Raw genomic sequence first — 17,424 nt, forward strand, 5'->3', positions numbered from 1 at the left:
ACCCGCCATGGCTTTCGAAGCAATGTTCCAGCCGATCCAGATCGGCAAACTGACCATCCGTAACCGCGTGCTCAGCACCGCGCACGCCGAGGTCTACGCGACCGACGGCGGCATGACCACCGACCGGTACGTCAAGTATTACGAAGAGAAGGCCAAGGGCGGGATCGGCCTGGCGATTTGCGGCGGCTCGTCCGTGGTGGCCATCGACAGCCCGCAGGAGTGGTGGAGTTCGGTGAACCTGTCCACCGACCGCATCATTCCGCATTTCCAGAATCTTGCCGACGCCATGCACAAGCACGGTGCCAAGATCATGATCCAGATTACCCACATGGGCCGTCGCTCGCGCTGGGACGGCTTCAACTGGCCAACGCTGATGTCGCCGTCGGGCGTGCGCGAGCCGGTGCACCGTGCCACCTGTAAAACCATCGAGCCGGAAGAAATCTGGCGGGTGATCGGCAACTACGCGCAAGCGGCACGCCGCGCCAAGGCCGGCGGCCTGGACGGTGTCGAACTGTCGGCAGTGCACCAGCATATGATCGACCAGTTCTGGAGCCCACGGGTCAACAAACGTACCGACGAATGGGGCGGCAGCTTCGAAGGCCGCATGAAGTTCGGTCTGGAAGTCTTGAAAGCCGTGCGCGCCGAGGTCGGTGACGATTTCTGCGTGGGCATGCGGATCTGCGGTGACGAGTTCCACCCGGATGGTCTGTCCCACGAGGACATGAAGCAGATCGCCAAGTATTACGACGACACCGGCATGCTCGATTTCATCGGCGTCGTGGGCTCGGGTTGCGACACCCACAACACCCTGGCCAACGTGATTCCGAACATGAGTTACCCGCCGGAGCCGTTCCTGCACCTGGCCGCCGGCATCAAGGAAGTGGTCAAGGTTCCGGTGCTGCACGCGCAGAACATCAAGGATCCGAACCAGGCCACCCGTATCCTGGAGGGCGGTTACGTCGACATGGTCGGCATGACCCGTGCGCACATCGCCGACCCGCACCTGATCGCCAAGATCAAGATGGGCCAGGTCGATCAGATCAAGCAATGCGTCGGCGCCAACTACTGCATCGACCGTCAGTATCAGGGTCTGGATGTGTTGTGCATCCAGAACGCGGCGACCTCCCGTGAGTACATGGGCTTGCCGCACATCATCGAAAAGACCACCGGCGTGAAGCGCAAGGTGGTGGTGGTCGGTGCCGGTCCTGCGGGGATGGAAGCCGCCCGTGTAGCCGCCGAACGTGGCCACGACGTGACCCTGTTCGAGAAAAAGGAATTCATCGGCGGGCAGATCACCACGGCGTCGAAAGCGCCGCAGCGTGACCAGATCGCCGGTATCACCCGCTGGTATCAGCTGGAACTGGCACGGTTGAAGGTCGACCTGCGCCTGGGCACCGCAGCAGACGTTCCGACCATCATGGACCTGCGTCCGGATGTGGTGGTGCTCGCCGTCGGCGGCCACCCGTTCATCGAGCAGAACGAACACTGGGGCGCGGCTGAAGGCCTGGTGGTCAGCAGCTGGGACATCCTCGATGGCAAGGTGGCGCCGGGCAAGAACGTGCTGGTCTACGACACCATTTGCGAATTCACCGGCATGTCGACCGCGGACTTCATCGCTGACAAAGGCAGCCAGGTCGAGATCGTCACCGACGACATCAAGCCAGGCGTGGCGATTGGCGGTACGTCGTTCCCGACTTACTACCGCAGCATGTACCCCAAAGAAGTGATCATGACCGGGGACATGATGCTGGAGAAGGTTTACCGCGAAGGTGACAAGCTGGTGGCGGTGCTGGAAAACGAATACACCGGCGCCAAGGAGGAGCGGGTGGTGGACCAGGTGGTCGTGGAAAACGGCGTGCGTCCGGACGAAGAAATCTACTACGCGCTGAAGGAAGGCTCGCGCAACAAAGGCCAGATCGACGTCGAAGCCTTGTTCGCGATCAAGCCGCAGCCATGCCTGGAACAGAGCGGTGATGGCTACCTGCTGTTCCGCATCGGCGACTGCGTGGCCCAGCGTAACGTGCACGCGGCGATCTACGACGCGTTGCGGTTGTGCAAAGACTTCTAACGGCTTGTGGATCACCCCTGTAGGAGCGAGCTCGCTCGCGATGGATTTGAAGGCGCCGCGTTTTTCCAGAAGACACGCGTCATCGTTAACGACCATCGCGAGCAAGCTCGCTCCTACAGGGAATCGGGCAAGGCATCCAGGTAGTTTGGCCTGCAAGACCCTGCGGTCTTTGGGAGCTCCACCATGTTGAACACCCTTCTTCCAATCCTGTTGTTCGCTGCCCTGGGCCTCGCGGTTCTGGGCGCGTTGCGGCGGGTGGCCATGTGGCGCCGGGGCCGTGCCTCGAAGGTCGACCTGATCGGCGGCCTTTTCGCCATGCCCAAGCGCTACATGGTCGACCTGCACCATGTGGTGGCGCGGGACAAATACATTGCCAACACCCACGTCGCCACGGCCGGCGGCGCAGTAGCGTCCATCGTGCTGGCGATTCTGGTGCATGGTTTCGGTCTGCATAACCGCTTCCTCGGTTATGCGCTGCTGTTGATGTCGGCGGTGATGTTCGTCGGCGCAATCTTCGTGTACCTGCGTCGGCGCAACCCACCTTCGCGCCTGTCGAAAGGCCCGTGGATGCGCCTGCCGAAAAGCCTGATGGCGTTTTCGGTGTCGTTCTTCCTGGTGACCCTGCCGGTGGCAGGCATCCTGCCGGAAAACTTCGGCGGCTGGCTGTTGGCCGTAATCCTTGGCGTCGGCGTGTTGTGGGGCGTGTCGGAGCTGTTCTTCGGCATGACCTGGGGCGGGCCGATGAAACACGCCTTCGCCGGTGCCCTGCACCTGGCCTGGCACCGTCGCGCCGAACGCTTTGGCGGTGGTCGTTCCACCGGTCTCAAACCCTTGGACCTGAACGACCTGGCCGCACCGCTGGGCGTGGAAAAACCCAAGGACTTCACCTGGAACCAATTGCTCGGCTTCGACGCCTGCGTGCAGTGTGGCAAGTGCGAAGCCGCGTGCCCGGCGTTCGCCGCCGGTCAGCCGCTGAACCCGAAAAAACTGATTCAGGACATGGTCGTCGGCCTGGCCGGTGGCACCGATGCCAAGTTCGCCGGTAGCCCTTATCCAGGCAAGCCAATTGGCGAACACGCGGGCAATCCGCATCAACCGATCGTCAACGGTCTGGTGGATGCCGAAACCCTGTGGTCGTGCACCACCTGCCGCGCTTGCGTCGAGGAATGCCCGATGATGATCGAACACGTCGATGCCATCGTCGACATGCGTCGCCATCTGACCCTGGAAAAAGGCGCGACCCCGAACAAGGGTGCCGAAGTCCTGGAAAACCTGATCGCCACCGACAATCCGGGCGGCTTCGCGCCGGGCGGGCGGATGAACTGGGCGGCGGACTTGAACCTCAACCTGATGAGCGAGAAGAAATCCGTCGACGTGCTGTTCTGGGTCGGCGACGGTGCGTTCGACATGCGCAACCAGCGCACCTTGCGTGCCTTCGTCAAAGTGCTGAAAGCGGCGAAAATTGACTTTGCCGTACTCGGTCTGGAAGAGCGCGACAGCGGTGACGTGGCCCGACGCCTGGGCGACGAAGCGACCTTCCAGCTGTTGGCCAAGCGCAACATCCAGACCCTGGCCAAATACAGCTTCAACCGCATCGTGACCTGTGACCCGCACAGTTTCCACGTGCTGAAAAACGAATACGGCGCCTTCGACGGCAACTACCTGGTGCAGCACCACAGCACCTACATGGCGGAAATCATCGAGGCTGGCGCGTTGAACCTCGGCCAGCACAAGGGCGACAGCGTGACGTATCACGACCCGTGCTACCTCGGCCGCTACAACGGCGAATACGAGGCGCCGCGTCAGGTGCTGCGCGCCCTCGGTATCGAGGTCAAGGAAATGCAACGCTCCGGTTTCCGCTCGCGCTGCTGCGGCGGTGGCGGCGGCGCGCCGATCACCGACATTCCGGGCAAACAACGTATTCCCGACATGCGCATGGAAGATATCCGCGAGACGGGCGCCGAACTGGTGGCCGTGGGGTGTCCACAATGCACCGCGATGCTCGAAGGCGTGGTCGAACCACGGCCGTTGATCAAGGACATTGCCGAACTGGTGGCTGACGCGCTGCTGGAGGACCAGGCCCCAAAGTCGTCCACCCCGGCCAAACGTGAACCTGCGGAGGTGCACTGATGAGCGACATTATCCGCCGCGACCCCCGCGCCGAATGGATCGCCCGTAACCGCCTGCACCCGCTGCACGCGGCCATGCAACCGGCGCAACACAGCTGGATGGGGCCGAACGGCGTCATCCGCAAGAATCCCCATGGCATTGGCTTCATCGGGCCGAACGGGATCAAACGTATCGACCGCAGCGGCGCGCAACAGGGCGGGTCGGCCAAGCGCTCGGCCGCCGTTGAAGTGCAATTGCCGCTGCATCAAGTGCCAGCACCGGCGTTTTACATCAGCGTGGTGCCGGACATGGTCGGTGGCCGCTTGAGCAGCCACGACAAGGACTTGCTGGGCCTGGCCCATCAACTGGCCGGAAAGGACGGCGCGGTCCTGGCCGTGGTCTTCGGCGAACACAAGGAAAGCGCGTTTGCCACCGCCGGCGTCGATCGCCTGCTGGTGCTGGAAGGCGACGAGTTCAGCGGTTATGCACCGGAACAACGGGTTCAGGGCTTGCGGGCTGTGGATAACCAGTTCAATCCACGTCACTGGTTGCTGCCGGACAGCCGTAGCGGTGGCGGCGAACTGGGTCGGCGCTTTGCCGCCGCCCTGGGCGAACGCCCGGCCACGCGGGTCTGGCAGGTCAAGGATCAGGAGTGCATCGGCCGTGCCGGTGCTGGCTTGCAAGACCTGGCGCGCCCGGTTGCGCGCTTGATTCTGGCCGCCGTCGAATGCGCCGAGCCGGTCAGCGAAACCCGTCACGAAGCTTTGCCGGTGGAGTTATCCACAGCCATCGCCCGCAGTCTCTCGCGCATCGAGGACCTGGGCGCGGTGGCGGTGGACCCTGCAGCGATTCCCATGGCCGAGGCCGAATTCATCTTCTCCGGGGGCAACGGCGTCAAGGACTGGGATCTATTCCACCAGACCGCTGCCGCGCTCGGCGCCACCGAAGGGGCATCCCGGGTGGCGGTGGACGATGGCTTCATGGCCCGTGACCGCCAGGTGGGCGCGTCCGGTACCTGGGTCACCGCACGGGTTTACGTGGCGGTGGGGATTTCCGGAGCGATCCAGCACCTGCAAGGCATCGGTGCCTGCGACAAGGTGGTGGCGATCAACCTCGACCCCGGCTGCGACATGATCAAACGGGCCGACCTGTCGGTGATCGGCGAGAGCGCCGAGATTCTTCGGGCCTTGATCGACGCGGTAGCGACCTACCGCAACGACGCCAAGCGCGATGCGGCTTAAGGGAAGGAAAGGGTTATGAGCACGAAAATCATCAGCCTGGTGTCCATCGGCGCCCACCCGACGTCCGGTCGACCCCGTCGCGCGGAACAAGATGCGCGGGCGGTGGAGCTGGGTCTGCAACTGGCTGGGGATAACTTGCAGGTGCTGCACGCCGGCGACGTTGCCGAGCCAGCGCTGCGCGCTTATCTGGGCATGGGCCTGGAACAACTCCATGTGCTGGAACAACCGGAAGGCGCCGATGCGCTGCCGGCGCTGACCGCGTATTTGCGTGATGCCGGCGCCCAGGTGGTGCTGACCGGCAGCCAGGCGGAAACCGGCGAAGGCTCGGGCATGCTGCCGTTTCTGTTGGCCGAAGGCCTGGGCTGGCCGCTGGTGGTGGGGCTGGCGCAGGTCGAATCTATCGATGGCGGTTCGGCGCTGGTGCTGCAAGCCTTGCCCCGGGGTCAACGTCGTCGGCTGAAGGTGCGCCTGCCGTTTCTGGCGACTGTGGATAACGCTGCGCCCAAGCCACGGCAGAGCGCCTACGGCCCGGCGCGGCGCGGGGTGTTGCAGGCCGATGAAGTGGAGGTCATCGATGATGAACTGCTGGCGGTCGCCACACTGCAACCGGCCAAACCACGGCCAAAACGCTTGAAAGTGATCAAAGCCAAGAGCGGTGCCGATCGTATGAAAGCCGCAACGGCGAAAGCCAGTGGCGGAGGGGGACAAGTACTCAAGGGCGTTACGGCGCAAGCTGGGGCTGATGCGATTCTGAAGTTGCTGATCGAAGAAGGCGTGGTTCGCTAATCACATAATCACCTTGTAACAATATGGGAGCGAGCAAGCCCGCTCCCATAGGGTTCCCCAGTGCATGAGGAAATAATGGCAGTTGAATTTCGTTCGGCAGTGCGCGCCGATGCGCGAGAGATTGCGCGTTTGTTCCAGATTTCATCCGAAGGCGCTGCAGATTACATCTGGAGCCAGATTGCCGAACCCGGTCAGGATCTGCTGGACGTCGGCGCCATTCGTTACGCCCGTGACGATGTGGATTTTTCATATCAGAATTGCCTGATCGCCGAGGCACACGGGCAGGTCGTGGGCATGATGCACAGTTATGTGATGCGCCACGACCCGTTCGCGGCGCCCGTGACGGACCCGGTGCTGGCGCCCTATGCCACCATGGAAATCCCCGACACCCTCTACATTTCCAGCCTGGCGCTGCATGAAGGTTGGCGTAACCAGGGGCTGGGCAAGGTGTTCCTCGCCTACGCCTATGACCGTGCCAATCAGCTGGGGCTCAATGGCCTGAGCCTGATCGACTACGCTGCCAACACCGGCGCCCGGCGTTTCTACGAGCGCCATGGTTTCCGTATCGTTGATACCTGCACGATCACGCCGCATCCAATGATTCGGGTGACGGGTGAGGCCTATCTGATGTATCGGCCCTAGGGGCCAACCCTGACCTTTAGGAGAGCGATCCACCCCTCAGACTGAGCTACATTTTACTGTGCGCTGGTCAGGGTGCAGCACGCTGTTACGGAGTTTTCAGAGGTTCAGCGCAAATCATAAAACCTGGTTTTTATGAATGGGTTGGCCATGAAGCCTGTAACGCTGTTGCTACTTCTCGCATGGGTTACGGCCGTATCTGCGGGAACGGTGGATGGTTCCCGGATGAACACGCCTGAGCGGCGCTACGAGCCCGAGCAGGACTTCTATCAATGGCTGGGGTCCGATCAGGGGCGCAAAGCCTCCCTTGCGCAAATGCGCCAACGCTGCGACCGCGTGCTGGATGCCAGGAAGAGCCTGGACTGTTCAGTATCTGTGGTCGCCCGTATGTTCGAGGTCAAGGCCGCCAATCAGTTGCCGGATTACTACCGGGCGATCAAGCGCAAGCACGCTAGGGCCATTGAGGCCGATCCGGAGCTGAAAGTATTGTTTTCAATGTTCGGCGCTCAGTCGCTATCAACCCTGAAGACAACCGGCGATTTCACGGTGAAAAGAGCCTCGCGGCGCGAGGTGCTCAGAATTCATCCGTATTCCAGCGACTATTTCATTGCCGAAGAGGTGTTGCCGTTCATCGATGTCGACGCGATCAACGGTCACTCGGCACGTTTCGTTCTCGATACCGGTGCGCCGCAAACCCGGGTCAATCAAGACACCGCGAGGCTGATGGGGATCAGGTTGTTGACCGACTCCCACTATGCCTACAGCACGTTTTATGGAGAGCGTGATCTGTCCGCCCGACTGGGCATACTCGACGCCATCAAGGTAGGCGGCAGCGAATTCAGGAACGTGCTGGTGTTTGTCAGCGATCGGGACAACTTGCTGGGACTGGACCTGATCAGCAAGCTGGGGCGGCTGAAAATCACCCGTAAAACCCTCGAACTCAATTCCGCACCGCCCGCCCGCTGTGAATCGCCGATTGTGTATAGCCGCCTGGATATCAACCAGCGACTGGTCATCGCTGCACGGCTGGATAACCGCGCTACGCAGGCGATTGTCGACACCGGTAATGTCGATTACCTGACGTCGGCTTCACCGGGGGATCAGGTCAATGTTCATAGCGCCGGCAACTGGCCCTTGAATGTTGACGAAAAGCAGCGCTATCAAACGTTCAAGGGTGTCCTGAAATTGCCGGGCACCACCCTGGCAACCACCTACAAATACTACCCGGGCTTCACTATTCCACCGTCTTGGGTGCTTGGCCGGTATGTACCGTCTGTTTTGATCGGATGGCGTGCATTCGATGACTTTGTGCTGCATCTGGATATCGAGGCGGGGCGGTCGTGTTTGAACAAGATTGGATAAGTCCGGGCGATTTTGATGTGTTTACCCACAATCCCTGTTGGCGGAGCTGTGGATAACGTGTTTGCCCATTGCTGCAGCCCAGGTTAATCGGGGGTTGCAGCCCTCAGTTCAAAAAACAACCAGCCTAAGCTCCGGTTTTTCATGGGTTTTTTCACAGGATAAGTGCAGGACTTGCCCCCAATCTCTGTTGGCGCTTCTGTGGATAAGATGTTCGCTTACCGCTACAGGCCATATAAAACGAGGGCTTCAGGCTTCTGGTTAAAAAATGATCATTTGCGTGATTTCCACCGTTAAACCTTGCGCCAGCCCGTATTTTTCGCGGCTCACAGCAGTTTTCCACAGCGGTGCAGAAGTTGCCCCCAAAGTCTGTTGGCGCTTCTGTGGATAAGGTGTTTGCCATCCGCTGCACACCTTGTATTGCTTGATGTTCAGAGGTTTGGTCAATAAATGATCAGTTGCTGATGGAATCGCTGCTTTTGAATAAGTCACGGATTTTCTTCGGTTTCTGTGGAGAAAGATTACAGTCTTTCCACAGTTGTCCCCATTTGCTGTGGGTGGAGATGTGGATAACTTGTTTGCGGAAGGCTGGGAGGCGCGGGCGGTATAGCTCTGAACGGAATAGATCATATTTCGTACAGTTCTGAAGCGGCGGGGGTGTCAGGGGGTATGTGTTGTAAGGGAGGGCGCTTTCGGGAGCAGGCTCGCTGCCACAAGGGATCTGTGAACGGCACAGATCAAATGTGGCAGCGAGCCTGCTCGCGAAGCTTTTGAACTTAGCCTTGAACCGGAACCCCTTTGAGGTACGGCGCAGGCTCGGCCCCCAGGTTGCTCAGCAGGCGCTCGCTGTACCAATCCACAAAGTTCACCACACCAAACTCATAGGTCTTGGAGTAAGGCCCTGGCTGGTAAGCGGTGGAGTTGATGCCGCGCTGGTTCTCTTCGGCCAGGCGACGGTCCTGGTCGTTGGTGGCGTCCCAGACCTGGCGCATGCGCTCCACGTCGTAATCCACGCCTTCAACGGCGTCCTTGTGGACGATCCACTTGGTGGTAACCATGGTTTCCTGGGCGCTGATCGGCCACACGGTGAACACGATGATGTGGTCGCCCATGCAGTGGTTCCAGGAGTGCGGCAGGTGCAGGATGCGCATCGAGCCCAGGTCCGGGTTTTTGATGCGGCCCATGAGTTTGGCGCAGCCCTGTTTGCCGTCCATGGTCATCGACACGGTGCCCTTGAGCAGCGGCATGCGCACGATACGGTTGCGCAGGCCGAAGCTGGCGTGGGCGTAAGGAATTTTCTCGGCTTCCCAGGCAGCGGCGGAGGCGGCGACGTGGTCCTTGAACGCCTGGTCGGCGCGTGGGTCGGTGACGTCGTCCCATTCCAGCAGGGTTTTCAGCAGTTCCGGGTGCGACGCGTTGCAGTGGTAGCACTCGCGGTTGTTTTCCAGCACCAGTTTCCAGTTGGCCTTTTCCATCAAGGTGGTGGTGATCGCCACCTTGGTGTTCTCCATGTCGTACGGTTCCATGTAATGGCTGAGCGTCGACAGGAAGTCATCGATGGCCGGCGGATTTTCCGCCAGGCTGACGAAGATGTAACCGCCAGCGGTCTTCACATTCACCGGTTTGAGGCCGTACTGCTTCATGTCGAAGTCGTCGCCCATCTCTGTGCCGGCGAACAGCAGGCGACCGTCCAGTTCATAGGTCCACTGGTGGTAGTGACAAACCAGTTTGGCGACCTTGCCCTTGTCGCTGGTGCACAGGCGCGAGCCACGGTGACGGCAGACGTTATGGAACGCATGCACCACGCCTTCAGCGCCACGGATCACGATGATCGGGTTCTTGCCAATCTGCAGCGTCAGGTAGTTGCCCTTGGTCGGGATCTCGCAGGTCATGCCGGCGATCAACCACTCCTTCTGGAAAATCTCCTGCATGTCGATATCAAACAGGCGCTCGTCAGAGTAAAACGGCTGCGGCAGCGAAAAGGTGCGCTCGCGCTCTTGCAGCATCTGGGCGGTGGCCTTGCGTGCGGGTTCCAGCGGATCGCCCAGGCTCAGGGTAGTAGTGACGTCCATCGTTTAATCCTCAAGGCCATCTGCGTGGCCGGTGAAAAGTGGCTAATCGGTGTACTGCTAATGGTTGCTACGCAAGGTGTAAAGATTGTGTCTTGGTATGGGGCGAGTGTGGGGCCGGCGCTGGCCAGAACCTTATCCATGGGCGACATGATGCAATCTGTTCCCGACGCGCAAGCCCCGGTAGTTGCGGGCTGGTCGCGATAAGCATGTGAATGTCGCAGATAGGTAAATGGGTGGTTCGCGCTATACGCAGAATCGCCAACATGAAGGCCGACAGTCGGCCGTGGAGATCAGCATGTCCAACAACTTCCTGAACCCGGTAACCACCCAGACCTGGGCCAATGGTCGGCACATCGTCCGTTGCGTCAAAGTCATCCAGGAAACCTGGGATGTGCGCACCTTTTGCTTCATGGCCGATCAGCCGATCATGTTCTTCTTTAAACCGGGGCAGTTCGTCACCCTGGAGCTGGAGATCGAAGGCCAGCCGATCATGCGTTCGTACACCATTTCCAGCTCGCCATCGGTACCGTACAGCTTCTCGGTGACCATCAAGCGCGTACCGGGCGGCAAGGTCTCGAACTGGTTGCATGACACCCTGCATGAAGGCTACGAACTGGCGGTGCACGGCCCGGTCGGGCTGTTCAACGCCATCGACTTTCCGAACCCGAAAGTGCTTTACCTCAGCGGCGGCGTGGGCATCACGCCGTGCATGTCCATGGCCCGCTGGTTCTTTGATACCAACGGCAATGTCGACATGGCATTTATCCACAGCGCCCGCTCGCCGAAAGACATCATTTATCACCGCGAGCTGGAACACATGGCGGCGCGGATCGAAAACTTCAGCCTGCACCTGATCTGTGAAAAGCATGGTTTCGGTGAACCCTGGGCCGGCTATCGCGGCTATCTGAACCACAAGATGCTGGAACTGATGGTCCCGGACTTCCTTGAGCGCGAAGTGTTCTGCTGCGGCCCGACGCCTTACATGAACGCGGTCAAGCGCCTGCTGGAAAACGCCGGCTTCAACATGAAGCATTACCACGAGGAATCCTTCGGCGCCACGCCGCCAGAGGCGATCGCCGATGCCGTGGAGAATGCCGAACAGGCCGCCGATGCGCCCGAGGTGGATGAAGCGGATCTGCATCAGGTGGAATTCACCGCGTCGGGCAAGAGCATTCGTGTGGCGCCGGGCGAGACCGTTCACGCCGCGGCAGCGAAGGCTGGCTTGTTGATACCGAAAGCGTGCGGCATGGGCATTTGCGGCACGTGCAAGGTCCTCAAGCTGGGCGGTGAAGTGGAGATGGAGCACAACGGCGGGATTACCGAAGAGGACGAGGCCGAGGGGTACATCCTGTCGTGCTGCAGCGTGCCGAAGGGGGATGTGCGGATCGAGTACTAGCAGGCTGCCAATGCCCCCTGTAGGAGCGAGCTTGCTCGCTCCTACAGGGGGAGGGTGTTCAGTCGATAAACAGGTCTGGCATCAGCTTGTCGCTGCTGTCGGGGGCGAACCGATAGTGTTCGAACTCGGTAACGCCGTTTTCCCGCAGTACTTCCTCATCGATCAGCAAACGCCCGGTCAGGCTGCGCTCGGTGCTGCTCAAAATGACGTGGGCGGCATCTGCCATGATCGCAGGCGTGCGCGCATGCTTGAACGACTCCCGTGACCCCAGCTGAAACTCGATCGCAGCGGTGGCAATCATCGTCTGTGGCCACAGCGAGTTGACGCTGATGCCGTAATTCCTGAACTCCTCGCTCATGCCCAGCGTCAGCATGCTCATGCCGTATTTGGTCACGGTATAGGGGCTGTATTGGGCGAACCATTTGACGGCCAGGTTCAGCGGTGGCGACAGGTTGAGAATGTGCCCTTTGGACTGCTTCAGGTACGGCAGCGCGGCCTGGCTGCACAGCAGCACGGCGCGGGTGTTGATCTGGTGCATGAGGTCGAAGCGCTTGAGTTCGAGGTGCTGAACCCCGGTCAACTTGATCGCCCCGGCGTTGTTGACCAGCGCATCGATGCTGCCGAAATGCTCGTTGGCCTGGGCCAGGGCCTGATGAACGGCGATTTCGTCGCGCACATCCACCTGCAGCGCCAACGCCTTGCCGCCTGCGGCTTCGACTTCCTTGGCCACGCTGTAGATGGTGCCGGGCAGTTTGGGGTGGGGTTCGGCACTTTTGGCGGCAATTACGATATTGGCGCCGTCGCGTGCTGCCCGTAGCGCGATCTCACGACCAATCCCGCGGCTGGCGCCGGTGATGAGCAGGGTTTTGCCTTGCAATGACATGCGTACGCTCCTGATTGTTGTTGTCTGTACGGCTCGCCAGACAATGTAGACCAAGACATCAGATGCGAACGATCGGGGAATTCGGCGGGGGACTTACTTGTGGGAGCGAGCCTGCTCGCTCCCACAGTGATTGCACTAGTTCTGGATAATTAGTGGGACATCACTTCGCGGATGTCTCGGGCCAACTCCCGCACACGCTCTTCTTCGGTATCCCACGAGCACATGAAGCGTGCGCCGCCGTTGCCGATGAAGGTGTAGAAGCGCCAGCCCTTGGCGGTCAGGGCGGTGATGGCCGGTTCCGACAGTTGCAGGAACACGCCGTTGGCCTGCACCGGGAACATCAGTTCCACGCCCGGGATGTCGCTGACCAGCTCGGCCAGCAACTGCGCGCAATGGTTGGCGTGGCGGGCGTATTTGAGCCAGGCGCCGTTTTCCAGAATCCCGACCCAGGGCGCGGACAGGAAGCGCATTTTCGACGCCAGTTGCCCGGCCTGTTTGCAGCGGTAGTCGAAGTCTTCGGCCAGTTTGTGGTTGAAGAACAGGATCGCCTCGCCCACGGCCATGCCGTTTTTCGTGCCGCCGAAACATAGCACGTCCACACCGGCCTTCCAGGTTAGGTCGGCGGGCGAGCAGCCGAGGAATGCGCAGGCGTTGGAGAAGCGCGCACCGTCCATGTGCAGGTTCAGGCCCAGCTCTTTACAGGTGGCACTGATGGCGCGGATTTCGTCCGGGGTGTAGACGCTGCCGACTTCGGTAGCCTGGGTCAGGGTCACGACGCGCGGTTTGGGGTAGTGAATGTCCTGGCGCTTGAGGGCGATTTCGCGGATCGATTCCGGGGTCAGCTTGCCGTTTTCGGTGCGGGCAATCAGCAGTTTCGAGCCGTTGGAGAAAAATTCCGGCGCGCCGCATTCGTCGGTTTCGACGTGGGCGGTTTCCGAGCAGATCACGCTGTGGTAACTCTGGCACAGCGACGACAGGGCCAGCGAGTTGGCGGCGGTGCCGTTGAAGGCGAAGAACACTTCGCAGTCGGTCTCGAACAGTTTGCGGAAATCGTCGGACGCGCGGGCGGTCCACTCGTCGTCGCCATAGGCGCGCTGATGGCCATGGTTGGCCTGCTCCATGGCAGCCCAGGCTTCAGGGCAAATGCCGGAATAGTTGTCGCTGGCGAATTGTTGGCTCTTATCGGTCATGGCCTGCTTCCGTGGTCGAGACGCCTATGGTGAAGCGTCTCGTGGTCAATGAGGGTGCGCACTTTACCGAAGATCGTCCGGGGAGCGCACGGGATGTCACTGTCAGAACATTACAAGGATGCCGGGCAATTATGCACGTGAGTCAACGGGACGGTGCACTGGATCTGCTCAAGTGGCTGGCATTGCTGAGCATGCTGCTCGATCACCTGCGATATGTCGGTTATTCCGCCGATTGGTTGTATGTGCCGGGCCGCCTGGCGTTCCCGTGGTTTTGCCTGGCGATGGCGGCCAATCTGGTGCGGGCGTCGGCGATGACGACAGGTAGGCAGTGGCGCTATCTGGGCTGGTTGCTGCTGTTCAGCGCGGTGAGTGAAGTTCCTTACCGGATGTACATTCCCAATCCCGACACCTTGAATGTATTGCCCACACTGGCACTCGGCCTGCTGGTAGTGCGGGGCTGGCAGGACCGGGTCCTGCCAGCGCGTCTGCTGGCCGGCGGTGCGCTCGCGCTGGCGGCGATGTTCCCGGAGCGACTGATGTTCGGGTTCTTCGGCGTGTTATTACCGCTGGCGATGCTGCTGGTGATCCGGCGACCCTGGTTTTTCGCACTGCTGCCGGGGCTGGTCTGCCTGGCGGCCAATCAATTGCAGGTACTCTATTACTCCGTTCGATTGGGTAACGGCGTGGCGATGGCGGCTGTTGCCACTTGTCTGATTGCGCCATGGCTGGGGCTGTTCCTGTTGCGACACGCCCAGGACGTAAAACCACCGCCGATGCGACGCTGGGCGTATGCGCTGTACCCCGTGCATTTCCTTGTGCTGCTGGCATTGCGACAGGTTCTCGCATAACCCCGGAAACCGAATGCAAACCTTGTGGGAGCGAGCCTGTTCGCGAAGGCGGCGGGTCAAACGACATTTGCGTTGACTGACACTCCCTCTTCGCGAGCAGGCTCGCTCCCACAGGGGATTTGCGCTGGTTCTCAGTGCGTGGCCGGCTTGCCATTTCCCGCCATGTCGTAAACGCACCTTTGCGTGGCGCCCATAGGCATTTGACCACGCCAAGCCAGTCATACCATCGCTATCAAAGGGCACTGCCGAAACACCAGTGCCTTACCGAGACGAATGGCGCACAGATGCCGCTGGGAGAGACGCGATGTTCAGCAAGCAAGACAAGATCCAGGGTTACGACGATGCACTGCTGGCGGCGATGAATGCCGAGGAGCAACGTCAGGAAGATCACATCGAGCTGATCGCGTCGGAGAACTACACCAGCAAGCGCGTGATGGAAGCGCAGGGCAGCGGCCTGACCAACAAATACGCCGAAGGCTACCCGGGCAAGCGCTACTACGGTGGCTGCGAGCACGTGGATAAGGTTGAAGCCCTGGCCATCGAGCGCGCCAAGCAACTGTTCGGCGCCGATTACGCCAACGTGCAGCCGCACTCCGGTTCCTCGGCCAACAGCGCCGTGTACCTGGCCCTGCTGCAAGCCGGCGACACCATCCTCGGCATGAGCCTGGCCCACGGCGGTCACCTGACCCACGGCGCCAAGGTGTCGTCTTCGGGCAAGTTGTACAACGCCGTGCAGTACGGCATCGACACCAACACTGGCCTGATCGATTACGACGAAGTCGAGCGCCTGGCGGTCGAACACAAACCGAAGATGATCGTTGCCGGTTTCTCGGCCTACTCCAAGACTCTCGACTTCCCGCGCTTCCGTCAGATTGCTGACAAAGTCGGTGCGCTGCTGTTCGTCGATATGGCCCACGTGGCCGGTCTGGTCGCTGCCGGTCTGTACCCGAACCCGCTGCCTTACGCCGACGTGGTCACCACCACCACCCACAAGACCCTGCGCGGTCCACGTGGTGGCCTGATCCTGGCCAAGGCCAATGAAGAGATCGAGAAGAAGCTCAACGCCGCGGTCTTCCCCGGTGCCCAGGGCGGCCCGCTGATGCACGTGATCGCCGGTAAGGCGGTGTGCTTCAAGGAAGCGCTGGAGCCTGGCTTCAAGGCTTACCAGCAGCAAGTGATCGACAACGCCCAGGCCATGGCCGGCGTCTTTATCAAACGCGGCTACGATGTAGTGTCCGGCGGTACCGATAACCACCTGTTCCTGGTCAGCCTGATCCGTCAGGGCCTGACCGGCAAAGAGGCGGACGCTGCACTCGGTCGCGCCCACATCACTGTGAACAAGAACGCTGTCCCGAACGACCCACAGTCGCCGTTCGTGACCTCCGGCCTGCGCATCGGCACCCCGGCGGTGACCACTCGCGGCTTCAAGGTTACCCAGTGCGTCACGCTGGCCGGCTGGATCTGCGACATCCTCGACAACCTCGGCGATGCCGACGTTGAAGCCAATGTCGCCCAGCAAGTATCGGCCCTGTGCGCGGACTTCCCGGTTTATCGCTGAGTGCGGTTTTGGAGTAAATGACTATGCAACGCTACTCAGGCTTCGGCCTCTTCAAACACTCCCTCAGCCACCATGAAAACTGGCAGCGGATGTGGCGCACACCGACCCCGAAAAAGGTCTACGACGTGGTCATCGTCGGCGGTGGCGGGCATGGTCTGGCGACCGCCTACTACCTGGCCAAGGAACACGGCATCACCAACGTGGCCGTGGTCGAGAAAGGTTGGCTGGGCGGCGGTAACACCGCGCGCAACACCACCATCGTTCGCTCCAACTACCTGTGGGACGAGTCGGCGCACCTTTACGAACACGCGATGAAACTGTGGGAAGGCCTGTCCCAGGACCTGAACTACAACGTGATGTTCTCCCAGCGTGGCGTCTACAACCTGTGCCACACCCTGCAGGACATCCGTGATTCCGAGCGTCGGGTCAGCGCCAACCGCCTCAATGGCGTGGATGGCGAACTGCTCGATGCCAAGCAAGTGGCTGACGAGATTCCGTACCTCGACTGCTCGAAGAACACCCGCTACCCGGTGATGGGCGCTACCGTCCAGCGTCGCGGCGGCGTGGCCCGTCACGATGCCGTGGCCTGGGGCTTTGCCCGTGCCGCCGATGCACTGGGCGTGGACCTGATCCAGCAGACCGAAGTGATCGGTTTCCGCAAGGAAAACGGCGTGTGCATCGGTGTCGAAACCAACAAGGGCTTCATCGGCGCCAAGCGCGTCGGCGTGGTCACCGCCGGTAACTCCGGGCACATGGCCAAGCTGGCCGGTTTCCGTCTGCCGATCGAATCGCACCCGCTGCAAGCGCTGGTGTCCGAGCCGATCAAGCCGATCATCGACAGCGTGATCATGTCCAACGCCGTGCACGGTTACATCAGCCAGTCCGACAAGGGCGACCTGGTGATCGGCGCCGGTATCGACGGCTACAACGGCTACGGCCAGCGTGGTTCGTACCCGGTGATCGAACACACCATCCAGGCCATCGTCGAGATGTTCCCGGTCCTGTCTCGCGTACGCATGAACCGTCAGTGGGGCGGCATCGTCGACACCACGCCGGATGCCTGCCCGATCATCTCGAAAACCCCGGTGCCGAACATGTTCTTCAACTGCGGTTGGGGTACCGGCGGCTTCAAGGCAACACCTGGCTCGGGCAACGTGTTTGCCGCAAGCCTGGCCAAGGGTGAAATGCACCCATTGGCCGCACCTTTCTCCATCGACCGTTTCCACAACGGTGCGTTGATCGATGAACACGGCGCTGCTGCGGTTGCCCACTAAC

14 protein-coding genes are annotated in these 17,424 nt (G+C 60.8%); 10 read left to right on the forward strand and 4 right to left on the reverse strand.

Translation table 11 applies throughout. The features are described from left to right. Positions 1 to 7: 7 nt before the first annotated feature. From dgcA to FFS64_RS08455, 6 genes are all read left to right on the forward strand, one after another. Positions 8 to 2,068: a dimethylglycine demethylation protein DgcA gene (gene dgcA / locus FFS64_RS08430; RefSeq protein ID WP_137804984.1), complete on the forward strand. Its 2,061-nt coding sequence runs from the start codon at positions 8 to 10 to the stop codon at positions 2,066 to 2,068. Positions 2,069 to 2,251: 183 nt separating this feature from the next. Continuing rightward, positions 2,252 to 4,198 carry a dimethylglycine demethylation protein DgcB gene (dgcB, locus tag FFS64_RS08435; protein WP_137804985.1) on the forward strand — a complete coding sequence of 649 codons (1,947 nt, stop codon included), beginning with the start codon at positions 2,252 to 2,254 and terminating at the stop codon, positions 4,196 to 4,198. After that, complete coding sequence (locus tag FFS64_RS08440) at positions 4,198 to 5,418, forward strand: electron transfer flavoprotein subunit alpha/FixB family protein (protein WP_137804986.1); 1,221 nt, start codon at positions 4,198 to 4,200, stop codon at positions 5,416 to 5,418. The genes dgcB and FFS64_RS08440 overlap by 1 nt, the downstream gene beginning before the upstream one ends. A gap of 15 nt (positions 5,419 to 5,433) precedes the next feature. Next, positions 5,434 to 6,204 (forward strand): electron transfer flavoprotein subunit beta, encoded by a 771-nt coding sequence (locus tag FFS64_RS08445; protein ID WP_137804987.1) that lies wholly within the window; start codon positions 5,434 to 5,436, stop codon positions 6,202 to 6,204. Between the two features lie 75 nt (positions 6,205 to 6,279). After that, entirely contained in the window at positions 6,280 to 6,846 is a 567-nt protein-coding gene (locus FFS64_RS08450; RefSeq protein WP_137804988.1) for a GNAT family N-acetyltransferase, read from the forward strand. A gap of 222 nt (positions 6,847 to 7,068) precedes the next feature. Further along, the gene (locus FFS64_RS08455) at positions 7,069 to 8,205 is read left to right on the forward strand and encodes a retropepsin-like aspartic protease (protein ID WP_256660421.1); all 1,137 of its coding nucleotides are present in this window, start codon (positions 7,069 to 7,071) and stop codon (positions 8,203 to 8,205) included. A gap of 258 nt (positions 8,206 to 8,463) precedes the next feature. Here the strand turns inward: FFS64_RS08455 and FFS64_RS08460 are convergent, their stop codons facing one another. Both FFS64_RS08460 and gbcA read right to left on the reverse strand, forming a co-directional pair. Beyond that, positions 8,464 to 8,694 (reverse strand): hypothetical protein, encoded by a 231-nt coding sequence (locus tag FFS64_RS08460; RefSeq protein ID WP_137804990.1) that lies wholly within the window; start codon positions 8,692 to 8,694, stop codon positions 8,464 to 8,466. A gap of 284 nt (positions 8,695 to 8,978) precedes the next feature. Continuing rightward, a complete protein-coding gene (gene gbcA, locus FFS64_RS08465; protein WP_137804991.1) occupies positions 8,979 to 10,274 on the reverse strand; it encodes a glycine-betaine demethylase subunit GbcA in 1,296 nt (431 codons plus the stop codon). 295 nt (positions 10,275 to 10,569) lie between these two features. Between gbcA and gbcB the strand changes: the two genes are divergently transcribed. Further along, complete coding sequence (gbcB, locus tag FFS64_RS08475; protein WP_137804992.1) at positions 10,570 to 11,670, forward strand: glycine-betaine demethylase subunit GbcB; 1,101 nt, start codon at positions 10,570 to 10,572, stop codon at positions 11,668 to 11,670. A gap of 58 nt (positions 11,671 to 11,728) precedes the next feature. Here the strand turns inward: gbcB and FFS64_RS08480 are convergent, their stop codons facing one another. Together FFS64_RS08480 and FFS64_RS08485 are read right to left on the reverse strand one after the other, a co-directional pair. Next, positions 11,729 to 12,553: an NAD(P)-dependent oxidoreductase gene (locus tag FFS64_RS08480; protein WP_137804993.1), complete on the reverse strand. Its 825-nt coding sequence runs from the start codon at positions 12,551 to 12,553 to the stop codon at positions 11,729 to 11,731. A gap of 149 nt (positions 12,554 to 12,702) precedes the next feature. Further along, positions 12,703 to 13,743, reverse strand: coding sequence for a low specificity L-threonine aldolase (locus FFS64_RS08485; protein WP_137804994.1), 1,041 nt, complete (start codon positions 13,741 to 13,743; stop codon positions 12,703 to 12,705). A 131-nt stretch (positions 13,744 to 13,874) separates the two neighbouring features. Between FFS64_RS08485 and FFS64_RS08490 the strand changes: the two genes are divergently transcribed. From FFS64_RS08490 to FFS64_RS08500, 3 genes are all read left to right on the forward strand, one after another. After that, positions 13,875 to 14,591, forward strand: a complete 717-nt coding sequence (locus tag FFS64_RS08490) for a TraX family protein (protein ID WP_256660422.1) — start codon at positions 13,875 to 13,877, stop codon at positions 14,589 to 14,591. A gap of 304 nt (positions 14,592 to 14,895) precedes the next feature. Beyond that, positions 14,896 to 16,149, forward strand: a complete 1,254-nt coding sequence (glyA, locus tag FFS64_RS08495; RefSeq protein ID WP_137804996.1) for a serine hydroxymethyltransferase — start codon at positions 14,896 to 14,898, stop codon at positions 16,147 to 16,149. 23 nt (positions 16,150 to 16,172) lie between these two features. Continuing rightward, positions 16,173 to 17,423: a sarcosine oxidase subunit beta gene (locus FFS64_RS08500; RefSeq protein WP_007980419.1), complete on the forward strand. Its 1,251-nt coding sequence runs from the start codon at positions 16,173 to 16,175 to the stop codon at positions 17,421 to 17,423. Position 17,424: the final 1 nt, after the last annotated feature.

This window comes from Pseudomonas sp. G(2018), assembly GCF_005502415.1.
Classification (GTDB): Bacteria; Pseudomonadota; Gammaproteobacteria; order Pseudomonadales; family Pseudomonadaceae; genus Aquipseudomonas.